Annotated in this window: 16 protein-coding genes; 5 read left to right on the plus strand and 11 right to left on the minus strand. The window is 68.6% G+C overall.

Going from position 1 to position 14,970, the window contains the following annotated elements:
• Positions 1-37: 37 nt before the first annotated feature.
• The 9 genes from pseG to Q8M88_RS06310 all read right to left on the minus strand — a co-directional run bounded on the left by pseG (position 38) and on the right by Q8M88_RS06310 (position 8,306).
• A complete protein-coding gene (pseG, locus tag Q8M88_RS06270) occupies positions 38-1,087 on the minus strand; it encodes a UDP-2,4-diacetamido-2,4,6-trideoxy-beta-L-altropyranose hydrolase (RefSeq protein ID WP_305595485.1) in 1,050 nt (349 codons plus the stop codon).
• Positions 1,088-1,180: 93 nt separating this feature from the next.
• Positions 1,181-2,173 carry a mitochondrial fission ELM1 family protein gene (locus Q8M88_RS06275; protein WP_305595487.1) on the minus strand — a complete coding sequence of 331 codons (993 nt, stop codon included), beginning with the start codon at positions 2,171-2,173 and terminating at the stop codon, positions 1,181-1,183.
• A 27-nt stretch (positions 2,174-2,200) separates the two neighbouring features.
• Complete coding sequence (gene greA / locus Q8M88_RS06280; RefSeq protein WP_305595509.1) at positions 2,201-2,674, minus strand: transcription elongation factor GreA; 474 nt, start codon at positions 2,672-2,674, stop codon at positions 2,201-2,203.
• Positions 2,675-2,706: 32 nt separating this feature from the next.
• A complete protein-coding gene (locus Q8M88_RS06285) occupies positions 2,707-3,024 on the minus strand; it encodes a sensor histidine kinase KdpD (protein WP_305595489.1) in 318 nt (105 codons plus the stop codon).
• An 8-nt stretch (positions 3,025-3,032) separates the two neighbouring features.
• Complete coding sequence (locus Q8M88_RS06290; RefSeq protein WP_305595491.1) at positions 3,033-3,434, minus strand: hypothetical protein; 402 nt, start codon at positions 3,432-3,434, stop codon at positions 3,033-3,035.
• 138 nt (positions 3,435-3,572) lie between these two features.
• Complete coding sequence (locus tag Q8M88_RS06295; protein ID WP_305595493.1) at positions 3,573-4,073, minus strand: ATP-binding protein; 501 nt, start codon at positions 4,071-4,073, stop codon at positions 3,573-3,575.
• A 129-nt stretch (positions 4,074-4,202) separates the two neighbouring features.
• Positions 4,203-4,367, minus strand: coding sequence for a hypothetical protein (locus Q8M88_RS06300; RefSeq protein ID WP_305595495.1), 165 nt, complete (start codon positions 4,365-4,367; stop codon positions 4,203-4,205).
• A gap of 187 nt (positions 4,368-4,554) precedes the next feature.
• On the minus strand, positions 4,555-7,842 hold the full coding sequence (gene carB / locus Q8M88_RS06305) for a carbamoyl-phosphate synthase large subunit (protein WP_305595497.1): 3,288 nt from the start codon (positions 7,840-7,842) through the stop codon (positions 4,555-4,557).
• Positions 7,843-8,099: 257 nt separating this feature from the next.
• Positions 8,100-8,306, minus strand: coding sequence for a cold-shock protein (locus Q8M88_RS06310; protein ID WP_305595499.1), 207 nt, complete (start codon positions 8,304-8,306; stop codon positions 8,100-8,102).
• Between the two features lie 271 nt (positions 8,307-8,577).
• On the opposite strand from Q8M88_RS06310, the gene Q8M88_RS06315 reads away from it, so the two are divergent.
• The 3 genes from Q8M88_RS06315 to Q8M88_RS06325 all read left to right on the plus strand — a co-directional run bounded on the left by Q8M88_RS06315 (position 8,578) and on the right by Q8M88_RS06325 (position 10,149).
• A complete protein-coding gene (locus Q8M88_RS06315) occupies positions 8,578-8,817 on the plus strand; it encodes a hypothetical protein (protein ID WP_305595501.1) in 240 nt (79 codons plus the stop codon).
• 97 nt (positions 8,818-8,914) lie between these two features.
• Positions 8,915-9,430 (plus strand): sigma-70 family RNA polymerase sigma factor, encoded by a 516-nt coding sequence (locus Q8M88_RS06320; protein ID WP_305595511.1) that lies wholly within the window; start codon positions 8,915-8,917, stop codon positions 9,428-9,430.
• A complete protein-coding gene (locus tag Q8M88_RS06325; RefSeq protein WP_305595503.1) occupies positions 9,427-10,149 on the plus strand; it encodes an anti-sigma factor domain-containing protein in 723 nt (240 codons plus the stop codon). Before Q8M88_RS06320 ends, Q8M88_RS06325 begins: the two co-directional genes overlap by 4 nt.
• A 12-nt stretch (positions 10,150-10,161) precedes the next feature.
• Here Q8M88_RS06325 and carA read toward each other — a convergent pair whose 3' ends face one another.
• Positions 10,162-11,328 carry a glutamine-hydrolyzing carbamoyl-phosphate synthase small subunit gene (carA, locus tag Q8M88_RS06330; RefSeq protein ID WP_305595505.1) on the minus strand — a complete coding sequence of 389 codons (1,167 nt, stop codon included), beginning with the start codon at positions 11,326-11,328 and terminating at the stop codon, positions 10,162-10,164.
• 173 nt (positions 11,329-11,501) lie between these two features.
• On the minus strand, positions 11,502-12,635 hold the full coding sequence (locus tag Q8M88_RS06335; protein ID WP_305595507.1) for a response regulator: 1,134 nt from the start codon (positions 12,633-12,635) through the stop codon (positions 11,502-11,504).
• A 210-nt stretch (positions 12,636-12,845) separates the two neighbouring features.
• On the opposite strand from Q8M88_RS06335, the gene dnaG reads away from it, so the two are divergent.
• Together dnaG and Q8M88_RS06345 are read left to right on the plus strand one after the other, a co-directional pair.
• Positions 12,846-14,753: a DNA primase gene (dnaG, locus tag Q8M88_RS06340; RefSeq protein ID WP_305595513.1), complete on the plus strand. Its 1,908-nt coding sequence runs from the start codon at positions 12,846-12,848 to the stop codon at positions 14,751-14,753.
• Positions 14,754-14,837: 84 nt separating this feature from the next.
• The coding region (locus tag Q8M88_RS06345) for a hypothetical protein (protein ID WP_305595515.1) at positions 14,838-14,970 on the plus strand (133 nt) is incomplete at its 3' end.

Below are 14,970 nucleotides of genomic sequence, written 5' to 3' on the forward strand. Positions count from 1 at the left end.
GCGAAGGCACAGTCGCCGCCGAGTCGCAAAAACAGGGTTAAAGCGGCGTGTCGCTGCGTCGCTTGGCTGCGATCAGATCCATAAAAGCATCGGCGACGCGGCCTGCGCCCAATCCGTCGCACACCTCGGCGCTCTTGGCGGCCATGCGCGCGCGAAGATCGGCGTCGGTGGAGAGACGCGTGAAGGCGCGGTCGAAGGCGCTCTCGAAGTCCGCCGCGGCCGCATCCACCACCAGCGCCGCACCCAGTTCCGCGAGCGCGGCTGCGGCCGGCCTCTGGTTGGGCGCCAACACCAAAAGCAGCGATGGCAGGGCCAGCGTGCAACGCTCCCAGACGCTGGAGCCGGCCGCGCCCACCGCGAAGTCCGCATGCGCCGTGAGCTTCGCCATGTCGCGAGTGTCGACGTGCACATTCAGGCGGGAATCCCGTCTGGCCAGACGCTCCAGCCCGGCCAGGGTGGGGGCCGCGCCGCCCAGCACGACATCGAGGGCCACCTCGCCCAACCTGGGCCGCACACGATCGAGCACGCGGGCGGTGACTCCGTCCAGGTCGGTCAGGCCCAGCGACACCAGCACCCGCTCCACCGGACCGCCGCGCCGGGCCAGCGCTGGCGCGCGAAGCGCTGCGAACTGCGGGCGGACCGGCGCATAGGCCGGTCCCAGCAACAGCCGGGCGCCAGCGGGGATCAGGCCCTCGTAATCTTCCGCGCGTCGCTGGGGGCCGCTGTCCAGCACCATATCCACCGCGAGCGAGCGGTCGGCGAGGTCATCCAGCGCCATGCTGGGGCGACCGCGCGCGATGGTCAGGTGCTCGCCCTGGGAGAGGCCGTAGTGGTCGAACACCACGGCGTCGAAGGCGCGGGCGTCGGCGTCCATCAGCTCGACCGCCGAGCGGCCGTCGGCGGGCACGCGGGGGATTTCGGGCGCGAAGGCGTCCAGAACAGAGGCGACCTGGGGCGAGGCCATGAACACGCAGGCGCCGCCGCGCTGACCCAGCGCCTCGGCGAGGGTCAACGAGCGCATGACATGGCCGCCGCCCACATGCGGACCGGCGTCGGGGACGAACAGGATGCGCTGGATGTCGCTCATCGTGGCGGACTGCGGAGAATCATCGGCGGGTTCCTCGCGCCGGATGGAAGGGCAAGGCGCAGCCGATTGCAAAGCCTGAGGCAGTTGAGGGCGTCAGGGCGTCGCCCGATGTGCGTCGAGGCGGCGCAGGATCTCGTCCGCCGCCCGATCGGTCTCCGCCAGCGGCGGATAGCTCCAGGTTTCGAGATCGCCGTTGAAGCGCCTGGAAATCCCCTGATCTTCCAAGTCCCTATGGAAGCGGGCGAACTTGGGCGAGCCACCTTCCATGGCGAGGATGTAGAGCGGCTTTCCCGTCGAGGCGGCCTCGGTGGCGATGTTGACGGAGTCCTCAGTGGCGAGCAGCACATCCGCGCCGGCCAAGAAGGCGAAGTAGGGGTTCTCGCCCGCGCCGTCCCAGATCGTACCGGGCACGTCGCGCAGGCGGGCGGTCATGGTTTCTTTGGCGTCGGCCGGCGTCCGCCTGGAGTAGGTGAGCATGATCGAGCCGCCAGCCGCCTCGACGGCGCCGGCCACCTGGTCGGCGATGGCGGCGGCGCGCGTCGTGGACAGATCGAACGCGCGGGACTTGCCGCCCACGAGCACCGCCACGCGTGGGTGGGGCAGAGGCGCGATCAGGCTCGCGAAACGCGCCAGGTCGTCGCTCAGCCGACCGGGCGTAACGCGATTGGGCGAGCCGGTGATGGGGAAGACGTTCGCGCCCTCCAGCTGGTCATGGCGCGGAGGGATGACCAGGTCGAAGGCGCGGGGCGGGGTTTGCGGATCCTGGGTCTGCACGACAAAGGCTGCGCCGGCGGACCAGGCGCGCATCCTCGTCGACAGCGGCAGCGTCGCGCGACCGGCGGCGATCCACAGATCGGGCCAGGGCGGAGCGATCTCGGCGGGCGAACGCAACAAGGCGCGGGGAAACGGAATCAGCCCCCATGGCAGGCGACCGATCGCGCCCTTCCAGCCGATCCGCTTGAGGATGATCCGCGCAGGACGGCGCCGCGCGATCGCCTCAGCCAGCCCCAGTGGCTGCACCTCAATGCCGGCGCGGCCGTCGGAGACCACCCAGATGGTCAGCGGTTCGGAGTCGGAGCTCGCCATGGCGGCGATCCGGCCAGAGCGGGTCTGCTAGACCCACTCCACCTTGGTGATCTCGTAGGCTTTGACGCCCCCTGGCGTGTTCACCTCGACGACGTCGCCACTAACCTTGCCGATCATCGCACGCGCGATCGGGGAGGTGATCGAGATCCGTCCGGATTTCACGTCGGCCTCATGCTCGCCGACGATCTGGTAGCGAGCCGGTTCTTCGGTGTCCTCGTCGATCATCGACACCGTGGCGCCGAACTTCACATGGCTGCCGGACAGTTTCGACACGTCGATGACCTGGGCCCGCGCCATGCGGTCCTCGATCTCGGCGATCTGTCCTTCGATCCAGCCCTGCCGGTCTTTGGCGGCGTGATACTCAGCATTCTCGGACAGGTCGCCATGAGCGCGCGCCTCCCCGATAGCGGCGATCACAGCCGGCCGCTCTATGGTTTTCAGACGCTTCAATTCCTCGTCGAGGGCTTGGTAGCCCTCGGCGGTCATGGGAACTTTTTCCATCGTGGATGATGACTCGGGTTTCGCCCAGGGGTTCACGTGCCGGCCGCGGGCGCAGGCGTCCGGGGGGTGAAAGGATAGTGGGAAGCGTCGCTCAACTCAAGGGCTTCACTTCCAGACGGGAGTTGCATGACAGCGCGAAGGCCTGGTGCGTTGTCTTCCAGGTTCAGCCGGCCGCCGTGCAGCTTGGCGCAGGCTGCGACCAACGCCAAGCCCAGACCGGTCCCAGGGCCGTTGCGATGTTCGTCAAGCCGCACGAAACGCTCCTGAACACGTCCCAACGACGCCGTCGACGCCCCCTGTCCGGTGTCGGCCACGGAAACGCGGATCAAGCCCGCCTGTTCCTCAGCCATCGACAAGCCTACACGCCCCCGTCGCCGGCGTGGACGACGGCGTTGTGCAGCAGGTTGCCGATCGCCTGCCGCAGCAAGGTCTCGTGGGTGAAGGCGAGCACGTGGGCCTGGGGCGCCTGAACGCTGAGCGACTGGCCGGCGTCCTCGGCCGCCGACCCGAACAGCTCGGTGAAGGTGTCGCGCCGCAAAGCGTCGAAAGGGCGGCGGGCGGCGGGGGCGCGCCGCCCGCCAAGGTCGTCAGGCTTTCTTCTCGCAGGCCGATACGAAGGCCTTGCGGGTTTGGATGTGCTTCTTCTCGGCCTCCATTGCGCCGCGCAGGCGCTGGCCGTGCTGACGACCGGCGCCGTCTTGGCGGGCGCGGTCGCGGCGAAGGCGGACGAGCCGCCGGCGAGGGAGACGATCAGGGCCACAGGGGCGATGAGACTACGCTTGGAGAGGTTTCCTCTAAGGCGCCCCCGAAGACCGGCGGCGAGAGAGGGTTTAGGCGCGGCGTCTGGCGCCGCCCCCGCGTGCACCTTGCAAATTTGTCAGATAGCGCAAAAGCAGGGTTACACGCTCTCGGAGATGATGCAGCCGACCAGCTCGTCCGCCTCGGGCGGCTCGTAGACGCCTTCCATGAAGTCGAACATCTCCGGCGTGACGGCGATGGCGAAGGTCTCGCCACGCACTTCGTTGCGCTCCAGCACGCGCGCCAGCCGTATCGCCTTAGGCGCGGTCACCAGATGGGCCTGCAGGGGAAGGTCGCAAGCCTGGGCGACCTCGATGATGCGCTGACGATCGGTGCGCCGCATCAGACCGATGTCGAACACCACCGAGGTTCCGGCCGCCATGACCGCAGCGGCGCTCGACCAGATCTGCGCCTCGCAACGCTCGACCCGCTGCATCATCCATTCGAATTCGATGGGATCGGGCATGTCGGCCGCGAACAGCCGCGCCATCCAGTCGTCGAGGATGAAGGCGACGGCCGGCGTGCGGCGGGCGAGGTCATGGGTGTAGGTGGTTTTGCCGGCGCCGACCGGGCCGAAAACCATGTGAAGGGTGGCGCTCATGGCGCGCGAGATAGCGAACCCTTCGATCGGCGTCGACCGTCATGCTCCGATCCCGCCTGCGCAAGGCCGCGCAGACGGGGACTCATTCGGAACCCGGCCGCGGGGCGGGAGCCTGCGCGGCCGTCCAAGTCACCAGGTGACGTTTCCGCTGGCGGTCATCAGGCCGATCAGCATCGCAGCGCCCAGCAGAATGATCATCCCAACGATGATCAGGTCAGTATATCCTTCAAATTTTTCAAGCAGATGGCGGTTCTTGTGATGATGCACTTCGCCATCGTGATGGGCCGGTTGCATGGGTTTTCCTTCGCACTCTGTTGAGGACTAGTCCTCCGCCAGACTGCGACAGGCGCCCGTTGCGGGCTCGCCGGCCGGTCTTCAGGGGCCGCCGGAACGCGCCCACTACGCGCCTGCCGAAGCAAGGCGACGCGAAAAGCCTGCACCCCTGAACAAAAACGGTCAATAGTGGTGATTAAGCCTATGGTTAAGCGTAGCTTTGCAGCGGCCGCACTTCCAGGGGACCGGCCGCCGTCGCCCCGATCGCCTGGGCCGCGGCGAGCGCGCCCGCCGTGGTGGTGAAGTACGGCGTTTTCATCATCAGCGCGGTGCGGCGGATCTCGAAGCTGTCCGCCAGCGATTGGCGGCCCTCGGTGGTGTTGAAGACGAGCTGCACCTCGCCGTTCTTCATCGCGTCGACGATGTGCGGCCGGCCTTCCAGCACCTTCTTGACCCGCTCGACGGGGACGCCTTGGGCCGTGAGATAGGTCTCGGTGCCTTCGGTGGCCAGGATGCGGAAGCCCTGCGCCACCAGCAGGCGGACCGGTTCCAGCACCCAGGCCTTGTCGGAATCCTTCACCGAGACGAACACGCAGCCAGACTGGGGCAGGATGACGCCGCCGCCCAGCTGGCTCTTGGCGAAGGCGCGCGCGAAGGCCGGCGCCAGGGTCTCGCCGGGACGCACCCAGTCCAGGCCCATGACTTCGCCGGTGGACCGCATCTCCGGGCCCAGCACGGTGTCGACGCCGGCGAAGCGGGCGAATGGGAACACCGCCTCCTTCACCGCGATGTGGTTGTAGGGCGTCTCGGTCAGATCGAACTCGGAGAGCTTCATCCCGGCCATGATCTTCGCGGCGATGGCGGCGAGCGGCCGACCGATGGTCTTGGCGACGAACGGCACCGTGCGGCTGGCGCGCGGATTGACCTCAAGCACGAAGATGCGCGGGGCCGCCGAGTGCGGCTCCTCGATCGCGAACTGCACGTTCATCAGCCCGCGCACGCCCAGCGCCAGCGCCATGTCGCGGGTCTGCACCTTGAGTTCGGCGATGGTCTCCGGGCGCAGCGAGAACGGGGGCAGGGAACAGGCGCTGTCGCCGGAGTGTACCCCGGCTTCCTCGATGTGCTCCATGACGCCGGCGACGAACACCTGCTCGCCGTCGCACAGGGCGTCGACGTCCACCTCGGTGGCGCGCGACAGGTACTGGTCGATCAGCACGGGGCTGTCGCCGGAGACCTTCACCGCGTCGCGGACGTAGCGGGCGAGCTGTTCCTCGTCGCGGACGATCTCCATGGCCCGGCCGCCCAGCACATAGGACGGGCGGATGACCACCGGGAAGCCCACCTTGCGCGCGCCCTCGAAGGCCTGTTCCGCCGAGCGCGCGATGGCGTTGATCGGCTGGGCGATCTCCAGGCGGTGCAGCAGTTGCTGGAAGCGCTCACGGTCCTCGGCCAGGTCGATGGCGTCCGGCGAGGTGCCGAGGATGGGGATGCCGGCGTCCTCCAGCGGCTTGGCCAGCTTCAACGGCGTCTGGCCGCCGAACTGCACGATCACGCCCAGCAGCTCGCCGCGGGTGCGCTCCACGTCGATCAGCTCCAGCACGTCCTCGGCCGTGAGCGGCTCGAAGTACAGGCGATCGGACGTGTCGTAGTCCGTGGAGACGGTCTCGGGATTACAGTTCACCATGATCGACTCGACCCCGATGTCTTCGAGGGCGAAGGCGGCGTGGCAGCAGCAGTAGTCGAACTCGATGCCCTGGCCGATCCTGTTGGGACCGCCGCCCAGGATGATCGCCTTTCGTCGGTCGGAGGGCTCGCTCTCGCAGTCGGGGAGCTGGCCTAGCGAGCCGGTCTCGTAGGTCGAGTACATGTACGGCGTCTCGGCGCGGAACTCGCCGGCGCAGCTGTCGATGCGCTTGTAGACCGGGCGGACGCCCAGGGCGCGGCGCTGTTCGCGAACCTCGGCCTCGGTGGTCTGGGTGAGCATCGCCAGGCGCGCGTCGGCGAACCCCTGCGCCTTGAGCGCGCGAAACGCCGCCGCCGTCGTCGGCAGTCCGTCTTTGCGGATGCCCGCCTCGGCCTCTACCAGGGTCTCCAGTTGGCGGATGAACCAGGGCTCGTAGGCGCAGGCGGCGTTGATGTCGTCGACGCTCAGGCCGTGGCGCAGCGCCTGGGCGATGACCCGCAGCCGGTCGGGGGTCGGCGAGCCTAGGGCGCGCAGGATCGCGGCGCGGCCGGTCTCGGGATCGTCGGCGCCCTCGATCTCGATCTCGTCGAGGCCCGACAGCCCGGTCTCCAGGCCGCGCAGCGCCTTCTGCAGGCTCTCGGCGAAGGTGCGCCCAATGGCCATCACCTCGCCGACCGACTTCATCGAGGTGGTGAGATACGGCTCCGCCCCCGGATACTTCTCGAAGGCGAAGCGGGGAATCTTGGTGACGACGTAATCAATGGAGGGCTCGAATGAGGCCGGTGTCGCCCCGGTGATGTCGTTCATCAGCTCGTCGAGGGTGTAGCCGACCGCCAGGCGCGCTGCGACCTTTGCGATAGGAAACCCCGTGGCCTTGGACGCCAGCGCCGAGGAGCGCGACACCCGCGGGTTCATCTCGATGACCACCATGCGTCCGTCAGCGGGGTTGACCGCGAACTGCACGTTGGAACCGCCCGTCTCGACGCCGATCTCGCGCAGCACCGCGATCGAGGCGGCGCGCATGCGCTGGTATTCCTTGTCGGTCAGGGTCAGGGCCGGAGCGACGGTGATCGAGTCGCCGGTGTGTACGCCCATCGGGTCGATGTTCTCGATGGAGCAGACGATGATGCAGTTGTCCGCCTTGTCGCGGACGACCTCCATCTCGTACTCCTTCCAGCCCAGCACGCTTTCCTCGATCAGCACCTCGGTGGTCGGCGACAGGTCCAGGCCGCGTTCGACGATCTCGCGGAATTCCTCAAGGTTGTAGGCGATGCCGCCGCCCGTGCCGGCCAGCGTGAACGACGGGCGTACTATCGCCGGCAGGCCCACGAACTCGAGGCCTTCCAGCGCTTCGTCCATCGTGTGGGCGGCCTTGGACTTCGGGCTCTCGAGGCCCAGGTGGTCCATGGCGTTGCGGAATTTCTGCCGATCCTCGGCCTTGTCGATGACGTCGGCCCGCGCGCCGATCATCTCCACGCCGTAGCGGGCCAGCGCGCCGGAGGCCTCCAGCGCCAGAGCGGTGTTGAGTGCGGTCTGGCCGCCCATGGTCGGCAGCAGGGCGTCGGGGCGTTCCTTCTCGATGATCTTCTCGACCATCTCAGGGGTGATCGGCTCGATGTAGGTGGCGTCGGCGACGTCCGGGTCGGTCATGATCGTCGCCGGATTGGAGTTCACCAGCACGATCCGGTAGCCCTCGGCGCGCAGCGCCTTGCAGGCCTGGACGCCGGAATAGTCGAACTCGCAGGCCTGGCCGATGATGATGGGACCGGCGCCGATGATCAGGATGGACTTGATGTCCGTGCGTTTGGGCATCTCGTTCTCTCGTCTCGCGCGCCAAGGCCGGTCCGCGCGGGTGTTCGCGCGGCCGTTCAGCGACTGGAATGCAGGCTAAGGCGCCCGTTTAGAGAGGGAGTCGGATGCGCGCAAGGCGCACGCCCCAGTGTGCCGAATAAGAAAAGGTCGATCCATCCGGATCGGCCATGTTGTGGCGCATAAGAAAAGGGCCGATCCATTCGGATCGGCCCCGGTCGTCGTAGTCGCAGGCGGCCCAGTGAGCCGCCGCGGGGACCTTAGGCTTGGAGCTGACCCGCGGAGGTCTTGCCGCTGCGGGGGTCGCGCTCGAGTTCGTAGGTGACCTTTTGGCCTTCGTTCAGCGAACGAAGCCCGGCGCGTTCCACGGCCGAGATGTGCACGAAGACGTCGGCGCCGCCTTCATCGGGCTGGATGAAACCGTAGCCCTTTTGGCCGTTGAACCATTTCACAGTGCCGGTAGACATAGAGATCTCAATTCCCTTTAGTGGTCGTTCCGAACCGGCCAAGCATTCGCGCGGCCGATCAAAGTTCGAGGGGATCGGGAGGCAGGTCCGGCGCCCTGAAGTGAGGACACGGAAAGACGGCCGAACCTATCGAGTTCGATGCGCCGATCCTATGTCGATTTCCAGGCCCGTGCAATCAGCAAAGAAAAATGCCAAAATCCATGAAACTGGCCGTTACCCTAGCCGTATTGCCCTAGGCGCGAGGGACGCGCGCCGCCTGCAGGAGACCCTGATGAGCCTTGTCGAAAAGATTCCCGAGATGACGGACCAAGACGTCATCAACCTGCTGGCCAATGCTCGCCGTCTCGCCGAAACCGGCACCGACAAGCAACGCGCGCAGGCCGGCGAGCTGCTGCCCGCCCTGGAAGAAGCTGCCACCGCCCGTCACGCCGCCAAGCTTGAAGCCGCCGCCGCCAAGCGCGCCGCTATGCGCAAGCCGCGCAAGGTCGCCGTGGCCGCCGCCGCGGGCTGATCGTCCCGCCGCCTGGCGGGTTACTAACCCGCGATCTGAGCACTGAACGCCCCCAGAAGAGACCCCGCCTTTGGCCGCCGATCCTTTGGTCGAGATGATGTCGCAGGTCGCTGCTGGCGACCGCGCGGCGCTCCGCCGACTCTATGAGGCGACCTCCGCGAAGCTTTTCGGTGTCTGCCTTCGTATCCTCTCAGACAGGAGCGAATGCGAAGACGTGCTGCAGGAAGTCTACCTCACGATCTGGCGCCGCGCCGACGGCTTCGAGCCCGCAAAGGGCGGCGCCGTCGCGTGGATGTCGCGGATCGCCCGCAACCGGGCGATCGACCGGCTGCGGGCGCGCGGACCTTTGGCCGGCGCCATCGACGTCAGCGAGATCGAGATCGAGGACACGGCGCCCCGCGCCGAGGCGCTGATGGAAGCCGCCCAGGATCGCGGCCGGCTGGGCGACTGCCTGGAGGAGTTGGACCCGCGCACCCGCGGCGTCATCCGCACGGCGTTCTTCGAAGGCGTCACCTATGAGGCGCTGGCGCACAGCCTTGAGCAGCCGCTCGGCACCGTGAAGAGCTGGATCCGCCGAGGCCTGCTCAAGCTCAGGGTGTGTCTCGAGCCATGAGCGAAGCTCCCGAACTCCCGTCCGACGAGGCGCTGGCGGCGGAACACGCGATCGGCCTGCTGTCCGCCGCAGAGCGGGCGCAAGCCGAGCGGCGGATGGCCGTCGATCCTGGCTTCGCCGCGCACGTCGCGGCCTGGGAAGCGAGGCTCGCGCCGTTGCTGGAAGAGATTGACCCCGTCGCGCCCCCAGTCTCGGTGTGGCCGCGCATCGAGGCGCGCCTGGCGGCCAACGACGATACCGCCATGCTGAGGAAGCGGATCTCCTTCTGGCGCGGCGCGGCCGCGGGCTCCCTGGGCCTGGCCGCGGCCAGCGTCGCGGTCGCGGTGATGCTGGCGACGCGTCCGCCGACCCTGATCGCGCCGCCCGAGCCGGCGCCGCTGCTCAACGCCAGTCTGAAGGGCGACGCCGGTATAACGCCGCTGTTCGTCGCGGCCTACGACCCCGACCGCAAGGCGCTGATCATCACCTCGCTGGTGCCGCCGGGCTCCGACCCTGTCCATGTCCACCAACTGTGGCTGATCCCCGCGGACGGCAAGCCGCGCTCGCTGGGCATGGTCGAGCCCGGGCGCTCGCGCGCCATGCCGATGCCGGGAGACATGGCGCCGATGATCGCCGAAGGCGCGACGCTCGCGGTCTCGGTCGAGGCGCCGGGCGGCTCGACGAATCCTGACGGACCGACCGGTCCGATCGCCGCCAAGGGCGCGCTCGCGAAGATCTGAGCCGCGGGACGGCTACTTACCCCGGTTCATGAAGCCGGCGAACCGCTCGAACAGATAGAGCGAGTCCGTCGGGCCGGGGGAGGCCTCCGGGTGGTGCTGGACGGAGAACACCGGGCGATCTTTCAGCGCGATGCCGGCGTTGGTGCCGTCGAACAGCGAAACATGGGTCTCCATCACCGGCGCCGGAAGGCTGTCGCGGTCGACAGTGAAGCCATGGTTCATCGAGACGATCTCGACCTTGCCGGTGGTCAGGTCCTTCACCGGGTGGTTCGCGCCGTGGTGGCCCTGGTCCATCTTCACGGTCCGGGCGCCGAGAGCCAGCGACAGAAGCTGATGGCCCAGGCAGATGCCGAACACCGGGGCGCCGCTGTCGACCAGCGCGCGGATCTGCGGCACGGCGTATTCACCGGTGGCGGCGGGATCGCCGGGGCCGTTGGACAGCAGCACGCCGTCCGGCTTGCGGGCAAGGATGTCCGCCGCCGAGGTCGAGGCGGGGACCACCGTCACCCGGGCGCCGATCGAGGAGAGGGCGCGCAGGATGTTGCGCTTCACGCCGTAGTCGAGGACTACCACTTCGTAGCGCGGCGCGGCCTGTTTCGCGTAGCCGTCCGGCCAGGTCCACAGGCCCTCGTCGTAGACGAACGGCTGCAGGCATGACGCATCCTTGGCGAGGTCGAGGCCGACCAGCCCGCTCCAGGCGCGGGCCTCGGCGACCAGGGCGTCGAGATCGAACGCACCTTCGGGCGAATGGGCGATCACCGCGTGCGGCATGCCGGTTTCGCGGATCCGGCGAGTGAGGGCGCGGGTGTCGACGCCGGCCAGGCCCACGACGCCGCGCCGCTTCATCCAGCCGTCCAGGTCGCTGGCCGCGCGCCAGTTCGCCGCCGGCGTCGGCAGGTCGCGGAACACCGCGCCGCGCGCCGATGTCTCGGCGGCGCCCGACACCTGCTCCACGTCCTCCAGGTTGACGCCCACATTGCCCACGTGGGGGAAGGTGAAGGCGACGATCTGGGCCATGTAGGAGGGGTCGGTGAGGATCTCCTGGTAGCCGGTCATGGCGGTGTTGAAGCAGACTTCGCCGACCGCGTGGCCGAGCGCGCCGACGCCGTGGCCCTGCAGTATGGTCCCGTCGGCGAGGGCCAGCACCCCGGTCACCCCAGGCAGAAGGTCGCGGCTCATGGCAGATCTCCGTGTGGGGCGAGGGCGGCGTCGCTCAGGCGGCGGCTCGGGTTGAAACCCACCCGCCGTGCAAACGGCCGCGTAGGTAGTGACTCGTCCGGCTCGGGTCAATGATAGGGATTTTTTGCGGGATTTTTCGCCGCGGTTCGCGCCCGGCTGAGGGGAGACCGCGCTCAGGCCTCGGCAGGTTCGTCGAGGGCGACGGCGATGGCGGCGATCAGCTCCTCGGCGCCGATCGGCTTGCCGATGTGGCCGTCGGCGCCGGCCGCAGCGCTCGCCAGGCGGTCGTCCGGCGAGGTGTTGGCCGAGAGCACGATGATCGGGGTGCGCGCGCGGCCGCCCCGGGCCTCTTCGGCGCGGATCGCGCGGATCGCCTCCAGACCGTCCATCACCGGCATGCGCAGATCCATCAGCACCACGTCGTAGCGCCCGGCGCGCCAGGCCTCGAGCGCCTGGGCGCCGTCCTCGACGCTGGTCACCGCGGCCTCAGCGGCGGCCAGCATCAGCTCGATCACCTTGCGGTTGGTGGGATTGTCGTCGGCGGCCAGCACGCTGACCGCCGATGAGCCGGGGCCGGCAAGGTGCGGCTCGCCCGCCGGCGCGAATTCGGCGTCGCCGTAGTCGAGCAGGCCGCTGACCAGGCGATCGAGCTGGGTGGCGGAAGCCTGGATCTCGGCCAGCAGCCCCTGCTGATTGGCGTTGAGGCCCGTCGCCTGCAGCGCCTGGGCCAGACCCAGCACGCCGTTCAACGGGGTCCGCAGCTCGTGGCTCATGTCGGCCAGGAACTCGCTCTTGGCGCGGTTAGCCGCCTCTGCATGGGCCAGCGCGTGCTCCAGCGCCTCCGCCTGTTCCTTGAGCTCGGTGATGTCGACCCGCAGACCGATGACGCCGCCGTCGCTGGTGCGGCGCTCCTCGATCATCAGCCAGCGGCCATCGGCGACGCGTTGCTCGTGGCGCGCGCCGGTGGGATTCTGGAGTTTGGCCAGGCGTTCGGCCAGCCACTCGGCCTCGCGGCCTATCGCGTCGGGATAATCGCCGCGCTCGACGCCGACGCGCAGCGTATCGGCGAGCCGCTCGCCGGGGCGGAAAAGGTCGGCGGAGCGGTGGTAGATCTCGGCGTAGCGCTTGTTCCAGAGGATGTAGCGGCCTTCGCGGTCCAGGAAGACGACGCCTTCCGGGATGGCTTCGATGGCGTCGCGCAGGCGGTCGCGGGCCAATTGAGCGTCGCTTTCGGCGCGCGCCAACGCGGAGCCCGCGAGGTGACGCGCGATCCAACGTCCCCAGGCGCCGACCTCACGCTTCGCCATGCCTGCCTCGTCCCGCCCTTAGCCCTGCAAGGTCCACCCCACGGCGGCTGGCGTCATGGGTGGGCGGGGGTCCCAGGGCGCCGAAATGCCCGGGCGCCAAAAATTTCGGCGGCGACTGCCTATTCTGCGATCATGTCCCGAGACGCCAAGCGCCTGGCCGCGACTCTGGGCTGCGCGACTCACCTCTGCGCTCACGCTATGCTGGCCTTGATGCGCTTCGACGAACGCTTCCTCGACGAGATCAAATCGCGCCTGCGCCCGTCCGACGTGATCGGCCGCACGGTGAAACTGCGCCGCCAAGGGCGTGAGTACGTCGGCCTCTCGCCGTTCACCAAGGAGAAGACGCCTTCGTTCTACGTGAACGACGACAAGGGCCAGTTCTTCGACTTCTCGTCCGGCAAGAACGGCGACCTGATCACCTTCCTGCAGGAGACCGAGCGGCTGTCTTTCGCCGAAGCCGTCGAGCGGCTGGCCGCCGAAGCCGGCGTGCCGCTGCCCGCCGTCGATCCCCACGCCGCCGAGCAGGAGAAGAAGCGCCTGGGCCTGGGGGAATGGCTGGAGACCGCCGCCCAGTGGTTCGAGGCCGAACTTCGCCGCCCGGTCGGTCAGGCGGCGCGAGAGTATCTGGAAAAGCGCGGCCTGCCGCAGGCCGACTGGGCGCGGTTCCGCCTCGGCTTCGCGCCCGGCGGCCGCACGGCGCTGAAGGACTATCTGATCACCAAGGGCGCGCGGCCGGGCGAACTGGTGGACGCGGGCCTGCTGATCGCGCCGGAGGAGGGCGGCCAGCCCTATGACCGGTTCCGCGACCGGATCATCTTCCCGATCGCCGATGCTCGCGGCCGGGTGGTTTCGTTCGGCGGCCGGGCGATGGATCCGCAGGCGCGCGCCAAGTACCTGAACGGCCCGGAGACCGCACTCTTCCACAAGTCCAGCATGCTCTACGGCCTGGGCGAAGCGCGGAAGATCCTCGCCGCCGACGCGGGCGCCGCCGGCGGGTCCCTGATCGTGGTCGAAGGCTATATGGACGCCATCGCCTGCCAGCGCGCCGGCTTGGCGGCCGTGGCCCCAATGGGCACCGCGCTCACCGAAGAGCAGATGGGCCAGCTTTGGCGCCATCACCCCGAGCCGATCCTGTGCTTCGACGGCGACCGCGCAGGACGCCAGGCGGCCTGGCGCGCGATCGATCGGGCCCTGCCATTGCTGCAGCCCGGCAAGAGTTTCCGATTCGCTTTGGTCGAGGGCGGCAAGGATCCCGACGAGGTGCTGCGCGAACAGGGGGCCGCGGCGCTGCGCCAGCAGCTCTCGCAATCGACGCCGTTCGTCGACGCCCTGTTCACCCGCGAGCGCGACCTGGAGACCCTCGACACGCCCGAACGACGAGCAGGCCTGCGCGGTCGGCTGATGCACGCCGCGGCCGCCATCGCCGACAAGGACCTGGCCCAGGCCTACCGCGACGACCTGCGCCAGCGGCTGGATGCGCTGTTCGCGCCGCCGCCGTCCGCCGCGCCGGCCTACGCCTCGCGGCCAGGGCAGGGGAATGGCGGGCGCTGGCGGAACGGACGCGGCGCGCCGGCGCACTGGGTTTCGCCGACGCCGACCGCCGAAGGCAGGGCTGCGGCGAAAAGCCTCGCCACCGGACCCGAGGCTTTGCCGGCCGCCCTGGCCCACTACGCCGTGGCCGATCCCGCCGTGCTGGACGATCACCTGGAGGACGCGTTCATCGCTGAAGGATTCGGCGATCCGGCGCTTTCGCGCCTAACTCAGGAGCTTCTCCGCGCAAAGGTGGAGGCGGAGCACCTTGACTCTGCTCTCCTCGCGCGCCATCTGGCGTCATGCGGGTTTAGTACGCTGCTGACAGACATCGATCGGGCCGCCGCGGCATCGGGCGCGCCCTTCCTCAAGGAAGATGTTTCCCTCGAAGCGGCTAGATCACAGTGGTCGCGCGCCTTCACCGCAATGACGCGGCTGGCTGCGCTTGAGGAGTCCCTGGCCGCCGCCAAGCGCGATCTTGGCGGCACGAGCGCCGGTGCGATTGATCTCATGCGCTTGAAGGGCGAACGTGACGCACTGAAGCGTGCGATCAGAACGGGAACGTTTTGGGTGGATTTGGAGTCGTGAGTCTTCACGGCGCCGGCCGCGCCCACATTAACCACGATCGGCCCAGGTCTTGCAGGGAGACCCGGAGCGATTTCGGAGACGTCGATGAGCACTACTACGGCTGAAGCCGAGACCACCGAAACCCAAGGCGGCGACGGGCCGCTGCACGATCTGACCGATGCGGCGGTCAAGAAGTTCATCAAGCAGGCCAAGGCCCGCGGCACCGTCACGATGGACG

It is taken from the genome of Phenylobacterium sp., from assembly GCF_030693805.1.
Taxonomy (GTDB): domain Bacteria; phylum Pseudomonadota; class Alphaproteobacteria; order Caulobacterales; family Caulobacteraceae; genus Phenylobacterium.